General features: G+C 36.6%; 16 protein-coding genes. 6 read left to right on the forward strand and 10 right to left on the reverse strand.

The features are described from left to right. Positions 1–642 precede the first annotated feature (642 nt). From ACK2M2_RS00005 to ACK2M2_RS00020, 4 genes are all read left to right on the forward strand, one after another. Positions 643–1,986 (forward strand): aromatic acid/H+ symport family MFS transporter, encoded by a 1,344-nt coding sequence (locus ACK2M2_RS00005; RefSeq protein ID WP_409512283.1) that lies wholly within the window; start codon positions 643–645, stop codon positions 1,984–1,986. Positions 1,987–2,132: 146 nt separating this feature from the next. After that, complete coding sequence (locus tag ACK2M2_RS00010; protein ID WP_419345730.1) at positions 2,133–3,356, forward strand: MFS transporter; 1,224 nt, start codon at positions 2,133–2,135, stop codon at positions 3,354–3,356. A 396-nt stretch (positions 3,357–3,752) separates the two neighbouring features. Then, positions 3,753–6,167: a YgiQ family radical SAM protein gene (locus ACK2M2_RS00015; RefSeq protein ID WP_419345731.1), complete on the forward strand. Its 2,415-nt coding sequence runs from the start codon at positions 3,753–3,755 to the stop codon at positions 6,165–6,167. Between the two features lie 464 nt (positions 6,168–6,631). Next, complete coding sequence (locus tag ACK2M2_RS00020; RefSeq protein WP_409512286.1) at positions 6,632–7,171, forward strand: DUF2726 domain-containing protein; 540 nt, start codon at positions 6,632–6,634, stop codon at positions 7,169–7,171. A gap of 45 nt (positions 7,172–7,216) precedes the next feature. On the opposite strand, the gene ACK2M2_RS00025 is transcribed toward ACK2M2_RS00020, so the two are convergent. The 8 genes from ACK2M2_RS00025 to mdtD all read right to left on the reverse strand — a co-directional run bounded on the left by ACK2M2_RS00025 (position 7,217) and on the right by mdtD (position 15,711). Further along, positions 7,217–7,573, reverse strand: a complete 357-nt coding sequence (locus ACK2M2_RS00025; protein ID WP_419345732.1) for a RidA family protein — start codon at positions 7,571–7,573, stop codon at positions 7,217–7,219. Between the two features lie 40 nt (positions 7,574–7,613). Continuing rightward, positions 7,614–7,883 (reverse strand): hypothetical protein, encoded by a 270-nt coding sequence (locus ACK2M2_RS00030; protein ID WP_419345733.1) that lies wholly within the window; start codon positions 7,881–7,883, stop codon positions 7,614–7,616. Between the two features lie 82 nt (positions 7,884–7,965). Beyond that, entirely contained in the window at positions 7,966–9,396 is a 1,431-nt protein-coding gene (gene creD, locus ACK2M2_RS00035) for a cell envelope integrity protein CreD (RefSeq protein WP_419345734.1), read from the reverse strand. A 147-nt stretch (positions 9,397–9,543) separates the two neighbouring features. Beyond that, the gene (creC, locus tag ACK2M2_RS00040) at positions 9,544–11,025 is read right to left on the reverse strand and encodes a two-component system sensor histidine kinase CreC (protein WP_419345735.1); all 1,482 of its coding nucleotides are present in this window, start codon (positions 11,023–11,025) and stop codon (positions 9,544–9,546) included. Between the two features lie 3 nt (positions 11,026–11,028). After that, entirely contained in the window at positions 11,029–11,745 is a 717-nt protein-coding gene (gene creB, locus ACK2M2_RS00045) for a two-component system response regulator CreB (protein WP_419345736.1), read from the reverse strand. 457 nt (positions 11,746–12,202) lie between these two features. Further along, positions 12,203–13,261: a DNA polymerase IV gene (dinB, locus tag ACK2M2_RS00050; protein WP_419345737.1), complete on the reverse strand. Its 1,059-nt coding sequence runs from the start codon at positions 13,259–13,261 to the stop codon at positions 12,203–12,205. 183 nt (positions 13,262–13,444) lie between these two features. Next, the gene (locus ACK2M2_RS00055) at positions 13,445–14,137 is read right to left on the reverse strand and encodes a GH25 family lysozyme (RefSeq protein ID WP_419345880.1); all 693 of its coding nucleotides are present in this window, start codon (positions 14,135–14,137) and stop codon (positions 13,445–13,447) included. Between the two features lie 182 nt (positions 14,138–14,319). Beyond that, positions 14,320–15,711, reverse strand: coding sequence for a multidrug transporter subunit MdtD (gene mdtD / locus ACK2M2_RS00060; RefSeq protein ID WP_419345738.1), 1,392 nt, complete (start codon positions 15,709–15,711; stop codon positions 14,320–14,322). Between the two features lie 251 nt (positions 15,712–15,962). Between mdtD and ACK2M2_RS00065 the strand changes: the two genes are divergently transcribed. Further along, a complete protein-coding gene (locus ACK2M2_RS00065; RefSeq protein WP_419345739.1) occupies positions 15,963–16,937 on the forward strand; it encodes a hypothetical protein in 975 nt (324 codons plus the stop codon). 282 nt (positions 16,938–17,219) lie between these two features. On the opposite strand, the gene ACK2M2_RS00070 is transcribed toward ACK2M2_RS00065, so the two are convergent. Then, positions 17,220–17,843 carry a TIGR00730 family Rossman fold protein gene (locus ACK2M2_RS00070; RefSeq protein ID WP_409512295.1) on the reverse strand — a complete coding sequence of 208 codons (624 nt, stop codon included), beginning with the start codon at positions 17,841–17,843 and terminating at the stop codon, positions 17,220–17,222. A gap of 340 nt (positions 17,844–18,183) precedes the next feature. Here ACK2M2_RS00070 and ACK2M2_RS00075 point away from each other — a divergent pair, with 340 nt between their 5' ends. Next, the gene (locus tag ACK2M2_RS00075; RefSeq protein ID WP_419345740.1) at positions 18,184–19,761 is read left to right on the forward strand and encodes a TerC family protein; all 1,578 of its coding nucleotides are present in this window, start codon (positions 18,184–18,186) and stop codon (positions 19,759–19,761) included. Positions 19,762–19,982: 221 nt separating this feature from the next. On the opposite strand, the gene ACK2M2_RS00080 is transcribed toward ACK2M2_RS00075, so the two are convergent. Then, positions 19,983–20,456 (reverse strand): hypothetical protein, encoded by a 474-nt coding sequence (locus tag ACK2M2_RS00080; RefSeq protein WP_409512297.1) that lies wholly within the window; start codon positions 20,454–20,456, stop codon positions 19,983–19,985. Positions 20,457–20,466 lie beyond the last annotated feature (10 nt).

Raw genomic sequence — 20,466 nt, forward strand, 5'->3', positions numbered from 1 at the left:
CCCATGTGAGAGTAAGTCATCGCCAGCTTTTAAATCTAAAACACCCTCTGTCATAAGACAGAGGGTGTTTTTTATTGCGTGAAAAAAATTGAAAAATAGACGAAATTTAAGAAAATAATAGGGGAAAAGTCGATAAATATTTATAAAAAAATCACTATTTTCAAATAAAAATGAATTATTAAGGGGGGTGTAATGAATCTAAAATAAAGACAAGAGGCATCATGGAAAAATTTATCATTCATAAAAATGATTTTAGCACTGAAATTACGACCCTTTTTGGTCAATAAGCATGACTGAATTATCAACGAATTAGATTGTATAGATCACCTTGAATGAAGAGCATGATGTTTGAGCGATTGCATTACCAAAAAATGATTTTGTAAATTTTATTTCATAAAGTATTAAAAATAATCACTTAAGAAAAATTAAATAAACTGTATTGTTTAATTTACACAAAGTGTGAATTTTGTCGCAAAAATAAATGAACAATAAGACTAATGTGCTATTCCTATAGTGGTATAAATTATGTGAATATAGTCTTAATTGCTTTGATGAGCGACGTTGGTTTTATTCTAAAAATTATATTGAAACTAATGATTTGGAAGAGCGTTTTTTGAAATATAGTTTCACAGGAATTGAATGATGACGGATAAAGCAGTCAACGTTAATCATATTATTGATCACGCAAAATTTAGACCATTTCACTTTAATGTTTTGGTGTGGTGTTTATTGATTATTTTATTTGATGGCTACGACTTAGCCATCAATGGTGTAGTGTTGCCACTTTTGATGGCTGAGTGGGGTTTGACAGCAATGCAGGCGGGTATGCTTGCAAGCACAGCTTTAGCAGGTATGATGTTTGGCGCGATGATTTTTGGTTCGCTCGCAGATAAAATTGGTCGTAAGAAAGTCATTATGATCTGTATTGTGCTATTCAGTGGTTTAACATTTGCAGGTGGTTTTGCATCTAATCCAACAGAATTTGCAATTTTACGTTTTCTTGCAGGTTTAGGTATTGGTGGTGTAATGCCGAACCTTGTAGCCTTAACCTCAGAGTATGCACCAATTCGTATGCGTAGTACGCTTGTAACAGGTATGTTCAGTGGTTATGCCGTAGGTGGTGTGATGGCTGCTTTGCTTGGCTCATGGTTCACCCCAGATTTTGGTTGGCAAATCATGTTCTTTATTGCAGGTATTCCGTTATTTTTATTGCCAGTAATTTGGAAGTTTTTACCCGAATCTTTAACTTTTATTGTTCAACAAGATCGTCAAGCAGAAGCACGAAAAATCGTAAGTCGTTTAGAACCAACAATCACAGTAAAAGAAACAACGACATTTGAATTAGATAAAGTCGATGTTCCTGAGTCTGCAAGTGTAATGAGTTTGTTCCGTCGTGGTCGTGCGATGAATACAGTATTGTTTTGGATAGCTTTCTTCACTTGTTTACTCACGATGTATGCATTAAGCAGTTGGTTGCCAAAACTAATGATGGCAGCAGGTTATTCAATGGATAACAGCTTAATGTTTATGATGGTGATGAACATTGGTGCTGTGATTGGTATTATTGGTGGCGGTATTTTAGCGGATCGTTTCCATTTAAAACCTGTTTTAATGTGTCTTGGTATAATTGGCGCAGTAGTCATGAGTTTAATGGGCTTTCAGTCGAATGAATTCCTACTCTATATTTTAGTCTTCTTGGCAGGTGCAGCATCAATTGGCTCGCAAATGTTGCTGTATAGCTATGTTGCACAGTTTTATCCATTGGCGGTACGTTCGACAGGGATTGGTTGGTCATCTGCGATTGGTCGTATGGGGGCGATTATTGGTCCAATTTTAATTGGTGGTTTGTTAGGTATGAATTTACCTGCACATTTCAATTTTATGGCGGTTGGCTTACCTGTGTTAATTACCGCAATTGCAGTTTCGTTGATTATGAATAGCAATGAATCTGAGAAAATCGGTTCAGGTGTGACAGCAAAAGCTTAATAATTTAAGATAATGAAAAACCCTCACATTGTTGAGGGTTTTTTTATGGATAAATATAAATTGAAATGGGTCAATAGGGGCGTTTATGTTTTAATTTTTGCATCATCATAAACAAGCGTATACTGAGTTAGACATGAGGAGTGATTATGTCTAAAACGTCCACATCCACTGATTATATTGAGTATGGTACTCGTCCCTTTCTTGCTATTCTCTTTTCGCTATTTTTAGCTGGTTTTGCTGTTTTTTCATCATTGTACTGCGTGCAACCGATGATGCCATTTTTAGCAAAATTCTTTCAGGTGACACCCACACATAGCAGCTTTCCACTTTCATTTTCGACCATTGCACTCGCTTTAGGACTGTTATTTGCAGGCTTAATTTCAGATCGTTTTGGTCGTAAAAAGATTATGGTCATCTCCTTATTTTCGACCTCTATTTTATTATTAATGAGTTCAATTTTGCCCTATTGGGAAATATTTCTTGCGACTCGCATGATGGTTGGACTTGCTGTCAGTGGTGTTGCATCTGTTGCGATGACATATATAGGGGAAGAAATTGCGCAAAAAGATGTTGGATTTGCCATGGGTTTATATATTTCAGGGACAGCCATTGGCGGAATGGGGGGGCGATTGATCGCTGGTGTATTACTCGATTATATCTCTTGGCAGACAGCGACTAGCATTATTGGTGCACTTAATTTATTAATTGCCATTACGTTTTATATGGCATTGCCTGCATCGAAACATTTTAAAGCTTATCCAATTAATTTGAATCGTTTTATAGAATCTTTTAAAAAGAATTTGGCAGATGTCAGACTTCGACTACTTTTTGCTGAAGGCTTTATTTTGATGGGCTGCTTCGTGACCGTGTTTAACTATATGAGTTATCACTTGCTTGAAAAGCCTTTTGAGCTTTCACAGATGTGGATTGGTCTCATTTCAATTGCATATTTATCGGGAATTTATAGTTCACCTCGTGCAGCAAGTTGGAGTCATAAATTCGGGAGAGATAACGTCCTCATTGCAATGTTGAGCATGATGATTTTCGGTCTCTGGATTATGCTCATTCCTACTTTATGGGCTATTTTAGCGGGATTACTTATTTTTACTTTTTCATTTTTTGCAGCACATTCAACGTCAAGTAGTTGGGTGTCGGTACAATCCTTGCAATATCGTGCAGTAGGTTCATCACTTTACTTATTTTGTTATTACTTAGGCTCAAGTTTCTTGGGGAGCAGTGGTGGATTGGTTTGGGAGCAAGGAGGTTGGTTTGGTTTAACTATAGCCATTACACTTGTTCTGATCATTGGGGTATTCATTGCATTTAAATTGAAGCAGATCCAAATTCAGGAAAAATTGAAGATAAATTGAAATGATTTTTTCTTAGTTGCTAATATTTTGCTGAATAAATTGAATGCTACTTCGTTTGAATTGTTCAAGATCTTCGGCTTGCTCCTTTTATTTTTATACTCAACCTTAGAATGAAATGCCACGAAAAAATTGACATAGCTGACATGTAAACTCATTTTTAAGTTGATTTTAGATAGAGTATTTCATAATCAACTGATTTAGCATATTTATTTGAGTTTTCATTCATCATATTTATTTATTCAATTAAATGGATCGGTGTTTATATGATGTTTGACACTCATAAAGTAAAAATGTTTGTTTTTTAATCAAGCAACATGAGCAGAATTCATGGTAAAATGATCGGCTTTCATCTTAGATCATCTCCCGATCGCCAACTGCCAATCGAGATTACTCATCATGTCTACTGCTTATACTGCTCAAACTGCGCCTACAGCGTTGTTTGATTACGACAAATATTGGGCTTCGTGCTTTGAGCCTGCCCCATTTTTGCCGATGTCACGTGAGGAAATGGATCAACTTGGTTGGGACAGTTGTGATTTTATTTTGGTCTGTGGCGATGCTTACATCGATCATGCATCTTTTTGTTCAGGCATTATTGGGCGTGTTTTAGAAGCACAAGGTTTTCGTGTTGGTATTATCGCACAGCCTGATTGGACGTCTGCCGAAGCATTTAAAGTATTGGGTAAGCCTAATCTCGCTTGGGGCGTAACCGCAGGGAACATGGATTCGATGATCAACCGTTATACGGCTGACCGTAAAATCCGTTCGGATGATGCCTATTCTCCTGATAACGTTCCAAATAAACGTCCTGACCGTGCAGCGACTGTGTACTGTCAGCGTGTTCGTGAAGCTTATCCTGATGTTCCTGTATTATTGGGTGGGATTGAAGCATCACTGCGTCGTATTGCTCATTATGATTATTGGTCAGACAAAGTCCGCCGCTCGGTGTTGATGGATTCGAAAGCCGATTTACTCATGTACGGCAATGGCGAGCGTTCAATTACTGAAGTCATGCACCGTTTGGCGCGTGGTGAAAAAATTACAGACATTACAGATGTTCGTGGTACGGCATTTATTGTCAATAAGCATAATCGTGCCTCTAAATCTAAGTTTGTTGAAATTGCATCGAATGATGTCGATGCAATTGGTCGTGTTGATCCAATCATCAACCCTTATGTGATGACAGAAGATTTAGATGGCTGTGAGATTGAGAAAGATAAAGGTAACTCTTTAACTCAATATCAAAATTTCCAAAAAGAACTTGTTGCTAATCCAATTATTCGTGAAGGCGATCATTTGGATGCAGATACACAGATTGTTCAATTACAACCTGTATCTAAAGCCATTAAGCATAAATTACCACCCCGTGAATTAGCGGTCATTCGCTTACCTGCATTTGAAGAAGTTGCAGAAGATCCTGTTTTATATGCGCATGCTAACCGTATTTTGCATTTGGAAACCAATCCCGGCAATGCACGTGCAATGGTACAAAAGCATGGTGAACGTGATGTGTGGTTGAATGCACCACCAATTCCATTAACCACCGAAGAAATGGATTATGTGTTTGATTTGCCTTATGCGCGTCTGCCACATCCATCTTATGGTGAAGCACGTTTCCCTGCATTTGACATGATTAAATTCTCTGTGAATATCATGCGTGGTTGTTTTGGTGGTTGCACTTTCTGTTCAATCACAGAGCATGAGGGTCGTATTATTCAGAATCGTTCTGAAGAATCGATTTTACGCGAAGTTGAAAAAATTCGTGATACAGCTTCTGGTTTTACAGGCATTATCTCTGATTTAGGTGGTCCAACAGCAAACATGTATCGTTTGCAGTGTAAAGATCCTGAGATTGAAAAGAACTGTCGTAAGCCATCATGTGTATTCCCAGGTGTATGCCAAAACTTACATACCGATCATGCACCGCTGACTCAGTTATATCGTAAAGCACGTGCTATTAAAGGCGTGAAAAAAATTCTGATTGGTTCAGGTCTACGTTATGACCTTGCAGTTTTGAACCCTGAATATGTGAAAGAATTGGTGACCCATCATGTGGGTGGTTATTTAAAAATTGCCCCTGAACATACTGAAAAAGGTCCATTGAACAAGATGATGAAACCGGGCATAGGTACCTATGACCGTTTCAAGCAGATGTTCGAGCGTTTCAGTAAGGAAGCAGGCAAAGAACAGTATTTAATTCCGTACTTTATCGCAGCGCATCCGGGTACAACTGACTATGACATGATGAACCTTGCTATTTGGTTGAAGAAGAATGATTTCCGTGCCGATCAGGTACAGACCTTCTATCCATCGCCAATGGCAACAGCGACAACTATGTATTACACAGGTAAAAACCCACTCGCAAAAGTGGCACGTTATACTGAAAATGTCGATATTGTAAAAGGTGACAAACGTCGTCGTTTGCATAAAGCATTCTTGCGTTACCATGATTCAAATAACTGGCCGTTGCTCCGTGAAGCCTTGAAAGAAATGGGTCGTCAGGATTTGATTGGTAATTCGAAGCATCATTTGATTCCGACCTATCAGCCTGCGGGTTCGGCAGAGGGTAATTACCAATCTGCGCGTAAGAAAAACTCTACGGTAGATGGTGATTCGCAAAAACGTAATGGTGAGCAAGGCAATCGTACTAAGGCATCACAAGGTCAGTCACGCCCTTCAAATACCAAAAAACGTCCTGAGCGTGGTCAAATTTTAACGCAACATACAGGTTTGCCTCCACGTGAAACAGGGGACAGTAAAAAGCCATTTGGTGGGTCTAAGCCTAAAAATAAAGGTAAAGCTAAGGCATAAAGTATTTTAAATATACGACTTTATTTTTGAATAAATTAAAGGATGCTTCGGCATCCTTTTTTAATGTTGAGAACAAGTGCCGAAAATCAGAGTAAAATTTTGAATAGGTAATTTAAAATAAACGGTTCTATATTAATAATTTTATCGGAAATATTTGTACTTTATAGAAAATACCGCTATAAATATATAGTTGTTGTATTTTCATAAAAATGTCATATTACGTGAATAAAATATAGTTTAGTTCAAATGTATAATTGTATAAATGATCGTTAATTCATGAATACCATTTAGATTTAAAAAATTGTCTCGCAACGAATTGTTAATGTTTGAGATAATCGTGTAATGATTCATATTGTTTTTTTACAAAACTAAGCTATAGCAATAATCAGTTATATAATAGAACTTAGAACCAAGAAGAATCGGTCATAAGCCGAATATTATAAAAAATGAAAGGATAATAAATCATGGATTTGATCGTTATCGTAAGCCTTATCATACTGAGTCTATTCAGTGTTGTTTTTTTCAACAACTTGAAAAATGACAAAAAAAATGACAGTGCATTACGTCGTAGAGCTGTTTTTAATTCAATTGAGATGATGACATTTACTCGCTTAAAAGAAGTGCTTCCTGAAGCAAATGTATTGGCTCATGTTTCATTTGATGCTTTGTTGACTACTAAATATTTACACACTCGCCGTAAATATCAAAAGATGTTTGCAGACTTCGTGGTGCTTGATAAAAATTGTAAAGTGATTGCAATAGTGGCTTTAGATGACATCCATGCGTTGAAGCGCATGAAACAACAGGCACATCAAGATGCTTTACTGGAATCGGCAGGGTATCGAATGGTTCGCTATAACGGTGCTCCGGAATATCAGCAATTACGTGAAGACTTTCTGATGGAGTTTACAGGGATGCATCAGCCTGAACAGGAGTATACGATGAGTATGGGGAAGTCTGATCTGTATTTAAATACAGTAAATCGTATTCGTATTTTTGGTTAAAAAAATGCATGGTCTAAACCATGCATTTTTATTTGACTCTATATTTTATTCAGGTTTAACAGCAACAACTGTCATTTCTACAAGAACATCAGGATGATACATTTTCGCTTCTACACACGCACGTGGCAGTGCTTCAATATTTGATACCCAAGCATCCCAAATTTCATTAAATGCATCGTAATCTTTATCAATATCTTTTAAATAAATGGTCACAGACATGATATGGCTTTTATCGGTACCTGCATCTGCAAGAAACTGATCAATAATATCGAGTGTCTGCTGTGTTTGTCCTTTAATATCTAAGCTGAAATCACTAGCCAATTGTCCTGCTAAATGAACTAAATTGCCTGAAATTGCAATTTCAGAAAAGCGTTTTGCAACGTGCAGACGTTGTACAGTCATGGTCATTCTCACATTTTCTCTTAGCTTAAAGTTTACGTGATCATGAGCCATCTGCACATCTGATTTTCAGATTTTGTGCCGTGTGTTGCTTGTTGGTGAGTGTATCGATTCGAATCAACATTTTGTATTTAAAAATAATCAGGCAGTTTTTTTTTGGACAAATCACGAGATTTCCCAAATTGAGAAATTGAATTTTGGCTGAACGTAATTGATTTAAGCAGAATGCAATCGAACATTCTAGGGGGCAGAGTTGTTGAATTTGTGTTGTGTTTTGCTGTTTTGGATATTTTTTCTGTATAGAAATATTCATTTTTAGACCTATGGATCAAAATCATTTTATTTTAAAGATACTTAAAAAGTGGATGGTAGTGTGCCATCCACTCAAGGGTGAATTATTGTGGTGGAGTGTAAATTTTTAATTCACGTTCAGTCCGTCCATTCAATTGATACCAATCGATATTTCGGGTAATGAACATCACAATGCTCAGGATAATGAAAGCGATCACCGAACCCATCAAGAATGTTTTTCCTGACGATTGCAATAACATATACATGATGCCGTACAGGATACTGAGAATAACGCCAAATAAGGCAGCAGCTTTGAAGCCTTTCATGACAAAGAATAAATACCATGTCATCAGGCTGATACAGGCAATAGCAGCCACCATGTATGCCCATGCAAAAGCATAATATTCACTGATTGCGAGTAAAAGGACAAAGAAAATGCCTTGCGCCATTGCCACTAATGCGTATTGAATTGGGTGAATGTGTAAACTTTTCAGTACTTCAAATAGGAAGAAACAGCCAAAGGTAATGAGGATAATCACAATACCGTATTTAATGGCACGGTCAGTTTGAGTATAGACATTGACGGATTTTAAAAATTCGGTAGAAAGCCCGATTTTTTCATGAGTATTTTCAGCAGTATAATTCTCTTCATTGTCTGAGTATTGTGATGATTTCAATGGATTTAAGCAATTTTGATTATTTCCATTATTGGCAGTACAGTTTGCTAAAACATTAAGATTTTGTTGCCCAAGTGCAATATTTTTCCACTGTGCAGAGAATTGTTTTTCAGCACTATTCTTTTTATAAGGTAGGCTTTGACCATCATACTTAGCATCTGCCCAATTGCCTTTTGCAGCGTAGGTAATCACATTACTAGTGGGAATAAGGGTAAATTTATTCAGTCCTGCGGTATTTACTTGCAGTTTAAATTGAAAACCATTTTGAATGGCATTGAGCAGTTCAGGTCGTTGTTTTACGCCAATTCGCATAAAATTTAGTCCTGAATTGGTAGTATCTTGTGGAGTAATTTCAAACTGATAATTTTGATTTAAAATATTGATCGTTGGATTCTGATTTAAACCGCGTGGATCAGACACGGGCAATACAATTTCCGCTTGATTCCATTGATAAGGGTGTTGTTCTAAAAGTGGTTTTTGAAAACTACCTTGTGCTGTGAGAAGTGCTTGATAGCTGATTGCTCGGTAAATAGTACGCTTATATTGGTTATCAGAGACATCAAATTGTGATGTCCAGTGCGTTTGATCTGCGCCAATCAGTGTCCAATGAGTTTCGATACACTTATAGGGTTCTTTTTTCTCATTTTGACAGATTCTATTTTCTTGATAAGGTACACGAATATACGGTGAAACAATGCTTTGAGGGCGGATATGGTTCTGAGCAATATCTTGTAAGAAGTCTTGTTGATATCGTTGTCGCTCTGAAACCAAGTTTGAAATGAAATTGAGCCCGACCCAAAATATTGCCGTTAAAATAATAATAGCAATAATTTTGAGGGTTAAAAAATTTGATCGCATCGCAGTTCCTTGTTGTTCTTTCGATGAGGACAGTTTGCGAGTGCTATATGTGTTTTATTTGAGTGTAAATTGATTTCAATGTGAAGTTTAGGTGAAGTACGTCAGATGCCATACCCAAATTTTTTGGAGGGTTCATGACAACATTCATTACAACGGCAATTCAATACTGACTAAGACGCCTGATGTATGGGGTATTAATTTAGTAATGTGATTGGATTGAATATTTTCAATTTTAATTTGTCCATGATGTTGTTCAATCACTTGCTTAACGATGCTCAGACCAATGCCTGAACTGCGTTGTTGATTGCTGGGATGGGGTAAAGAAAAATAAGTATCAAAGATTTGAGGTAATGCATAATTAGGAATTGAAGCACCTTCGTTGAACAGGCTAATTTGAATTTTTTTATTATCTAAATGAATGAGTTTAAAAAAAATTTTATCTGTAGATGGGGTAAAGTCCAAAGCATTATCAAGAACATTGGCAAGGGTTTGCTGAATCCAAAAACGATCGGCACTAATCATACAATTGGGTTCAATATCGAGTAAGCATTGTATCTGCTGTTGCTGAATCTGACTCGCATGTTGATCTAAAACTTGTTGAATTAGCTCAGATAAGTTGAAATATTGTGGTTCAACTTGATGCTGAGATTTTTCAAGTCGTGTCAATAACAACATACGATCAATTAATGTTTTGAGTCGGTGGCTTTGCTCATGTATATGGGTTGCAAATTGTTGCTGATCTTCTAAGGGGAGATCTTCTTTGAGCAATTCAGCACTTGCTTGAATCGCCGTGAGTGGGCTTTTTAATTCATGGGTTAGTGTATTGACATAATGTTCGACATAAGCACGATCTTCAAGTTTTTCCCGCATATTTTCAACGGCTTGAGCTACTTGATTGAGTTCTTTAGCAGAACGGAAATAGGGAGTTTGATTAACGGGTGCAAGTGCCTGTGCATATTTACGAACGCGATCAATACTATGTTTGAGCCAATAGGCAACTAAACTTGCCAAAAACAGGCTAATCAAACCAATCCAACCCGCCTGACGTAGCAATTGATCTTCCGCACGTTGAATATAGGGTTGTACTGAAATATTCGGTTTACCAATACTAACCACGCCAATTAGTTGGGCTTTTCCATTCACCTGATAAAAAATGGGTGCTGCAATAAACATAGTACTGCTATAAGCACCACTGTCATTACCTTTAAGGTCATAACTTCGAGTTGAACGCACACCATATTTGCCCTGTAAAGTTAGATAAACATCATTCCATTTTGAATAATCTTGCCCTGTGGCAATACCTTGAGAATCGTAAATCACTTTACCTTTGGCATCGGTAATATAAATTTGTTGATTGATCTCATTTTTATTGTGTTGCCAATTATTGGCATTAAGTTTGCGATTGAGCGCATTTTGAATTTTTTGATCGAACTGCGCTGTATCGACTCTGCCATCATGAACATCTTCAGCCACTAACATGGCGATAATATTGGCATTTTCTGCAAGGGTATCTTCTACCACTTGGCGGACATTGGGTTTGACTTGCTGATTAAAGGTATATGACATAAAGCATAAACCGAGCAAAATAATTAACCCGAAGAAAAACCAAATACGGATAAAAATAGACATGCTTTAGCTCATCCGCTTCAAGCTATAGCCAAAACCACGATGCGTTTCAATGGGTTCATGTTCAGGTGAGATCTGTTTGAGTTTATTACGAATACTTTTAATATGGGTATCGACTGTGCGCTCTAAACTATGCTCAGGATGTTCCCATACATGATCCATCAATTGTTGGCGGCTAAAAACCTGTTCGGGGTGCTGGATAAGTAATTTTAGTAAACGATATTCATAACGGGTGAGTTGTAAGGCAATGGCATAGTAATGAATTTGCAAGGTTTCATCCTGACATTGCCAAATATTAGAAGGCTGTTGTGACGAAATGGATTGCTGTTTTTCAGCAAGAAGTTGTTGTTGAATTTCCATTCTACGCCAAATGGCTTTGATGCGAGATACAATTTCTCTTGAGCTAAAAGGCTTTGCACAATAATCATCTGCGCCAATTTCAAGCCCAACAATACGATCTATTTCATCATCTCGAGCAGTTAAAAAGAGCAAAGGTGTATGATTAAAGGTTCGGATTTTTTTACAGACTTCGAATCCGCTTAAATCAGGTAAGCCAACATCTAGAATAATAAAATCAAAGTGGTTTTGCTCAATTTGTTGAATAGCAGACATGCCTGTATTTGCCCAAGTCACCAGCCAATCTTCGCGTTCAAGTGCATAACGTAGAGGCATAATAATGGCAGCATCATCTTCTACACATAAGATTTGTTTTTTATTATTCATGGGCTTAAAACATAAGTGACAACAATTTCAGTGTACTGAAAATGAAGCAGAATGGCGATGTGATTTAGGTGAAGTTTAAGTGAACTTTGTAATGGATGATATTTTTAATATTTGAAATTGAGTATTTGAAGTGCAAAAAATCTATAAGAATAGAATTTTGAGGGTTTTTCCCCATGTTAAATTCTGAGCGCCCTGTAATATTCGGATTTGATCGTCACGCCAATCACAGGACAATATATCGTAAGTATTGATGACTTTGATATCTCGGCAACAACATGGGTAATGTATTGCGGGGAACAGAGTACGCTATTTTTTGATCATTGGGGATAAATATTTAGTCGAATATTGATGTGTTGTTTAATAATTCATCAAAAATGATAGTCTGTATGAATCATTAGTATAAAGATAACAAATATTTTTGTGATTCAGACCCAATAAAAAGTTGAGCTTCAACTTTTTATTGCCATAAAGATAACTGAGATTCTTCTTGCTGTTCAGAGAGTTGGTAAAGTCCAACACCAATTAAACGGAATTGAAAATGTTCAGGAATATTCATTTCTTTCAGTAAAATCTGAATCACTTGAATCATTTCTTGCTGTGAGTTAAGAGGCTGTTTAAAACTTTTACTGTGTTGTAAAACCTGAAAATTTTTAAGTTTTAATTTGACAGTAACGCCTCGTGCTTGCATTTGACGTTTTCCTAAACTGATCCAAACTCGTTCAATCAAATTGCCCCAATAGGACTGACATTGGTGAATATTCAAATCATCATCAAAGGTAGTTTCTTTAGAAATTTGTTGACGTTGGCGTTCAGCTTGCACAGGACGATCATCAATACCTTGCGCATATAAAAATAGTTGTTTGCCATACTTTCCAAAATGATGAATCAGAAAATTTTCATCGACTCGCTGTAAATCACCAAGCGTTTCTAAATTGAGACTTTTTAATTTTTCTTGCGTGACTTTACCTACACCAGGAATTTTTTTCAGTGCTAAATGTTGAATAAAATGCTGAACCTGATTCGGTTTAATAATGCAGATACCATTTGGTTTATGCCAATCTGAGGCAATTTTGGCGAGAAATTTATTTGGTGCAACACCTGCCGAAGCAGTCAGTCCTGTCGTTTGAAAAATATCAGCACGAATGCATTCTGCAACTTCTGTCGCACTTGGAATATTTTTTAAATTTTCGGTGACATCCAAATAAGCTTCATCGAGTGAAAGAGGTTCAATTAGTCCCGTATAATTTTGAAAAATCTGATGAATTTTTACAGAAACATCACGGTATTTTTCAAAATTAGGTTCAATCACAATGACTTGAGGGCAGCGTTTTTTGGCTTGTGACATCGACATTGCCGAACGTAGACCAAACTCACGAGCAGGGTAGGACGCTGCTGCAATCACTGCACGTGGGTGATGTGAAGAAATCACCACAGGCAAATGTTTCAGTTCAGGTCGGTCAAGGAGTTCAACGGATGCATAGAATGCGTCCATATCAATATGAATGATTTTTCTCATACATATGTCTTCATGCTGAGGTGATATGAGTAGGTAAAATCAATTTTAACCTGAATAAATTGATTTAGATGCATCATCAAGAGAATAAACGACAGCTTGTGTCGGCAAAATAAACTAAAGATTTGTTTTTCGGCATGATCAATGAGCACATTTATTATACAGAATTTTTTTTTTCACGCCTTTTTACTGTTGAATGATTTGGCTTTTCTTTAGAAATTGTTGCCATGCTTGGGCATCAGCATAAAACACATTTAAATCGACAGGTTTTTCAATGCCTGAAATTTTACCCTGATTGTTGTGTTGCCAAAATGTCCATTTACGACCATCTTTCAGATTAGGCTGTTCTTTATATTCACGAATCCAAATGGGGGTATTTTTAAATTCTCCCAAAAGAACAATGTTATAAAAAGCTTTTGAAGTATAAAAAATTGGTTGTTTATCATAGTGTGAGCGCAATTGGTCATGCATGATTTGAATTTGTTTGAGCAATTGTTCTTTGGTGTGTGTATTGATGCAATTGCTGTCATATTCCAAATCCATTACAGGCGGGAGGGCATCAGGTTTATTTGGGACAGTTGCAATGAAATTCTGTGCTTGAATTGCACCATCACGGCAAAGCCTAAAAAAATGATATGCCCCGACATGTAAACCTTGTTCACGAGCTTTTAGCCAATAATTTTGAAAGTGATCATCTTGATAATCTCCACCCTCAGTCGCTTTTAAATATACAAACTGATATTGCTGTGGAGAAATTTTTTTCCAATTGATCTCACCTTGATGATGTGACACATCAAAGCCTTTAATGGTATAGGGCTCTGCAGTAGCTTGTTTATTATAGATAATCAATGTAATTATCAAGGCAAAGGCACTCAACATTACCAAAGTAAATAAGATGAACTTACTATTGAGCTGATGAAATTTATATTTTTTACTTTTTGCCATGATGATTTAAAGCATAATTTTAAAAATAAAGAAAAGATCTACGACTCATAGTTTAGCGTGAACGACATTTCAAAACTATCTTTTACTGCATGCTTAAGCGCATAGTGACTATTTACTTAGATTTGTTGGTCTTTTGGAAGTTGATAAAAGATCCAAGCTGTAATGATATTAATTGAACCTAAAATCATCAGCGTTGTATGAAAGGCTTGTGTAATGTGTGCTTGTCCAAAATGTGCCGTAAAGATATTTAGTAAAGTTCCTGCAAACGCAATCCCGATACTCATGGATAACATCATAATCATTGACAAGAAACTATTACCGCTACTCGCATCTTGTTGTGGCAGATCTTTGAGCGTTAAGGTATTCATGCTGACAAACTGTAGTGAATTGAGTACGCCAAAAATAAAGAAATGTAGGGCGCGAAGCCAAAAAGGTGTATCTGCCGTGGTTAAGGCAAAGCTTGCAATACAAGCACCGACCAAGATTGTATTAAGGAGTAAAAAACGACGATAACCTACCTGCTGAATGATTGGGCGAATAATTGGTTTAGAAAAAAGAGACCCTAAGACGACAGGAGTCATCATGATTCCGGTCATCAAAGGTTCCATGTGGAACGCAACTTGAAGCATAAGCGGTACAATAAAGGGAATAGCATTGGCACCAAAACGTGCAAATAAATTACCGACAATACCAATGGCGTAAATTCTATTTTTAAACAACTTACTTTGAAACAAAGCATTGGTATGATGATGGGCATGCCAAGCATAGAGAAAAGCTGCAATAAATCCTGAAATAAATAGTCCGATGCTTAATGTACCAGACACTTCATGACTTGCCATATTTTCAATACCAAGCGCCATGCCTGCCATCGCAATCATCAATAAAATAAAGCCACTCAAATCAAACTTTTTCACATTCGATTCGGTGCGGTTTGGCATGATTTTAAAAGCCATAAACATGCCGAGTAGCCCCATGGGTACATTGATCAGAAAGATCCAATGCCAAGACATATATTCAACTAACCATCCTCCTAGAATAGGTCCAGTTAATGGACCCAATAATCCTGCTAAGCTCATGATGCTCATCGCAGAGAGAAATTGTTCTCGTGGAATCAGTCGAAGCATAGCAAGACGCCCAACAGGCATGAGTAAAGCACCACCAATGCCTTGAATGACACGAAAGCTGATTAGTGAATAAAAACTATGAGACAGTGCACAACCGAGTGAGGCGAAAGTAAAAATAACGATAGCAGCAAAAAAAGTATTTCGAATGCCAAAACGATCTGCCAACCAACCGCTTAAAGGAATACACACAGCGACAGATAAAACATAACTGATAATCAAACCATGCATACGTAAGGGATCTTCATTGAGATCCTTTGCGATAGTTGGCAGTGCCGTATTAATAATGGTGGTGTCCAAACCTTGCATAAAAAAACCGATAGATACAAGGAACACCAACAGTAAAAATTGAGGCTGTAATTTTTGATGTACAGGAGTATCCGTCATATATTTTCGTTTGGACAAGATCGTTATATATAGGCTATTGAGTGTAAAACAAAATGTGTTCACACGCTGTTGCAAAAGCTTATAGATACCATGTAATTCAAAGGATATTGATCATATGTTGTGGGACAGTTTTTATAATGCGCTATACAATAGTGAAAACTAAAGGTTTAAAAAATTGCAAAATTGGCATAATCTCGCACACTTTCTCAAAATGAAAGACTATTTTATGGCATTCAACAAGGTGAAAAATCATGGGCATTGAACTGTTGATGATCGTCGGCTTTTGCTTAGCTGCGTATTCAATTGTCGGAAATGACGTTCCTCAAACACTAGGGACATTTATTTCATCCAATGCACACCGACCTTGGTGGGTGTTATGGATATATACGAGTACTATTTTAGCTGTTGTATTGATGTATGGTTGGTGGACATCGGGTGTAGGTGATGCATCTTATGGACGTTTAGACACTATTCCATTTCCAAAAGAGGGTATGACATGGCTGTATATTGTACCGCCTGTATTACTCCTGTTTTTAACTCGTTTTGGGATTCCTGTCAGTACCACGTTCCTTGTACTTACAATTTTTTCTCCAAGCAGTTTAAGTTCAATGCTCACCAAGTCAATGCTCGGTTACGCAGTAGCTTTTGTTGCGGCAATTTTAATTTATCGTTTTGTCATTAAAAAAGTCACGTTGTATTTTTCACAAACCCGCGATGAACCTGTTTCTAAGACATGGATGGCTATTCAATGGGTATCGACAGGTTTCTTGTGGAGTCAGTGGCTGATTCAAGATTTGGCGAATATCTTTGTTTATGTGCCTCGTGTTGTGCCATTTTGGTTTATGTCGTTTGCGATTACCGTGTTTGTAGTTTTATTAGGTATCGTTTTTTATCAACGTGGCGGTGCAATTCAGAATATTATTGATACCAAAACAGGGGTGCAAGATGTGCGCTCTGCAACGATTATCGATTTCATTTATGCATTAATTTTACTTGTCTTTAAAGAAATGAGTAATATTCCAATGAGTACGACTTGGGTATTCTTAGGTTTACTCGCAGGTCGTGAATTTGCCATGTCTATGCATTTGGTCGAAGTCAATAAACACCGTACTTCACGTAATGTAAGTAAAGATGCACTCAAACTTTTGATTGGTTTATTGATGAGTATTTTACTCGCAACCACATTGCCATGGTTATATCATTGGATTGAATCTTTACGTCATTAATATGTGATTTTAGGTTTGCAGTCTTAAACATCTTATTTGAGATCGACACAATAAAAACCATTATATGAAAGTAATGTTCGTCAATTCATAATTTTTAAATCATTTCCAACCCTCCTTTGAAAAAGGAGGGAGATTTTTATGATCTAAATCTTATTAAATTTCAGGTAGTTCCTCTCTTTTTAAAGAGAGGAAAGGGAAGATTTAAATATCTATCAAATAAATTTTCTTCCTGACTAGCGTGAGCCACATAAAAAGACGGTTTTTTATTGAAAAGTTTAATAATTAAACTACAAATTTTTCAGGATTATTCAAATTTTTAATGGCGTTAAAAATTTGGTCAGAATGGTTGCATACAATTAATTTTGCACGGTGCTGTGGCGGTAAAAAACCTTCAGCAACAGCATGATCAAGTTGGGCAATCATATGATCATAAAACCCATTCACATTGTAGAGCATCATTGGTTTTTGGTGCTGATTGAGTTGGGCCCAAGTCGCTATTTCCAAAATCTCTTCAAAAGTACCAAAACCACCTGGGAGGGCAACAAAGGCATTGGCACGTTCTGCCATCATGGCTTTACGCTCATGCATATTTTGAACAATATGTAATTCAGTCAATGTATTATGCGCAATTTCATAATCGAGCATAAATTCAGGGATCACACCAACCACTTCACCACCGTACTCAATCACGGTGTCGGCCACTTGTCCCATTAACCCAATACTTGCACCACCATAGACAATACCAAAGTTTTGTTCGGCAATACCACGTGCTAAATGAATGGCTTTTTCACGATAAATAGGATGGTTACCCGCACGAGAACCGCAGTACAGTGCAATGAGAGGTTGAGTGGTTTTATGGGAAGAATTTAACGCATTATGTGTCATATTTTTTAATACACTGTTCATCAATTTTTATTTCATCTTAACTTAGCATGTTCTACATAGCGTAGTCTGTATTTAAAGACATAAATATGACAAAGCCATTTTAGCGTGATATTTAGAGATTTTTTGCACATGCAACATGAGTGAAGAATGCAGTTGAAAAAAATAAACAGATGAAGTTTTCCCGATATTTGCCTATAATGAATACTAATTTTCACAACAAATGAATCATCATGAGTAGTGGTTGTCGTCGCTCAATAAAGACACAGTCTTCATACATAATAAATTCTCAGTCTAAACTGAAGAAAATCTTACATTTCTTAAATTCAACTAAGCCAAGTACTGACATGCAGGGGCACAATCAATGATATTGGAATGGATGTCTGATCCTTCTGCATGGGTTGGTCTTGCGACATTGGTTGTCCTTGAAATTGTTTTGGGTGTCGATAATTTAGTCTTTATTGCAATTTTGGCAGAAAAACTGCCACCTGAACAACGTGATAAAGCCCGGATTATTGGTTTACTACTCGCACTCTGTATGCGAATGGTGTTGCTTGCATCCATTGCATGGGTGATTACACTTACCGAACCACTATTCCATGTACTTGATCACGCCTTCTCGGGACGCGATTTGATCTTGCTCTTTGGCGGTGTATTCCTGTTGTTTAAAGGAACGATGGAGCTACACGAGCGTCTAGAGGGTGCACAAGCAGTGAAGGACGAAAATCCTGTTCACGCTGTATTTTGGATGGTTATTGTCCAAATTGTGGTACTTGATGCTGTATTTTCTTTAGACAGTGTGATTACAGCAGTTGGTATGGTCAAAGAATTGTCCGTAATGATGATTGCTGTAGTGATTGCTGTCGGCATTATGCTGTGGGCATCAAAAGCCCTAATGAATTTTGTCAACAATCATCCGACAGTGGTGATTTTATGCCTTGGTTTCCTGATGATGATCGGTTTCTCTCTGATCATTGAAGGCTTTGGTTATCACATTCCAAAAGGTTATTTGTACGCAGCGATTGGCTTCTCAGTATTGGTTGAGTTTATGAACCAAGTCATGCGTAAAAACCAAGAAAAAATGGTGACAACTACAGATTTACGTTTCCGTACTGCTTCTGCTGTTTTGAAAATGTTGGGGGGAAAAAACTCAGACAATCAAAATGGTAAAAATGAAGATGTAATTGCAACACAGGCACTTGCCGATGAAATATTTGATGATGAAAATGGCGCATATCACAGTGTAATGGTTCAAGGTGTATTGGGCTTATCTGAACGCCCTGTCAAATCGGTGATGACTCCACGACCTGAACTCGAATGGATTGATTTAGATGATGATCATATTTCTGTAAAAGAGCGTTTAATGTCGATGACACATTCTCGTTTAATTGTGGCACATGGTGAATTGGACAATATTGCAGGGATTGTACTTACCCACAAAGTTTTAAATGATTATATTGAAACGGGTATTTTAGATTTTCAAAAACACTTACGTGAACCTGTAATTGTGCATGAAAATGCCCAAGTTCTTATGGTCATGGAACAACTTCGCCAAGCTCCACTTCAAATGGCGATTGTCCTCAATGAATATGGTTCAATTGAAGGAATTGCAACGCCAATCGATGTTCTTGAAGCGATTGCAGGTGAGTTTCCTGATGAAGATGAACTTGATGCTGCGGCTGAAAGTCTAGCTGATGGTTCCTTGATTTTAGAAGGATCAACCGATATTCGTCATGTATCTTTATTACTTGGTCGTGACTTAGTTGATGAGTCAGAACAATATTCGACATTATCTGGTTATATTTTACATCATTTAGGTCGTTTGCCTGAAAATGGTCAGAAACTTCATGCAGATGGATATGAGTTTGAAGTAGTAACCATGGATGGTCATAAAATTGAGAAAGTGCATATTGTGGCATTGAAGCAGTCTGATGATGAGTAAGTAATTTTCAAATAAAAAGCCAATCAGAAGATTGGCTTTTTATTTTTGTTAAGTATTTGATTTAAATATGAGTAACTCTCAATCACTGGTAGATTTATTCGATCAAATGACTTCTTAAATTTAGGTAGTGTAGGGAAATCTAACTTTTAAATATTCGGATAAAAACGTTTGAATTTATAAATAACATTTCTATAATTCGCTAAAAATTCATTAAATTTATGTTATTTATAGTATTTCGTAAAGTCTTCAAATACAGGTGCTTTAACATTATCTTTCACAATATAACGTTTAATAACACCTTGATCTGTATATATTTTCATAAATACATTTTGAGATCCTTGAAATTCAGTCATCATATTGATAGGAACTATAATACTATTACGTGAACGATTAGCTTTAAATATAAAATCAATTTCAGTGGGTCCAATTACATTAAATGATAGATTTTTTATATCATTACTAAATACAACTTTTTCAATATTATATTTTTTATATACACTACTTAAGCTCAAATTTACCTTTAAAATATCTTTATGAGTTTCGTTCCATACGACTGTAACAATTGGACAAATCTCATTTGTCTCACAAATTAATAAACCTCTTGTGCCTAAGTTTGGATTAGTATCGTTAGGATTTGAAGTACAGCCTGTAATCATCAATATAATAAAAGGAATGTAAAAAAAATTCTTTATCATGTTCAATATC

The organism is Acinetobacter sp. TY1, from assembly GCF_048551395.1.
Taxonomy (GTDB): Bacteria; Pseudomonadota; Gammaproteobacteria; order Pseudomonadales; family Moraxellaceae; genus Acinetobacter.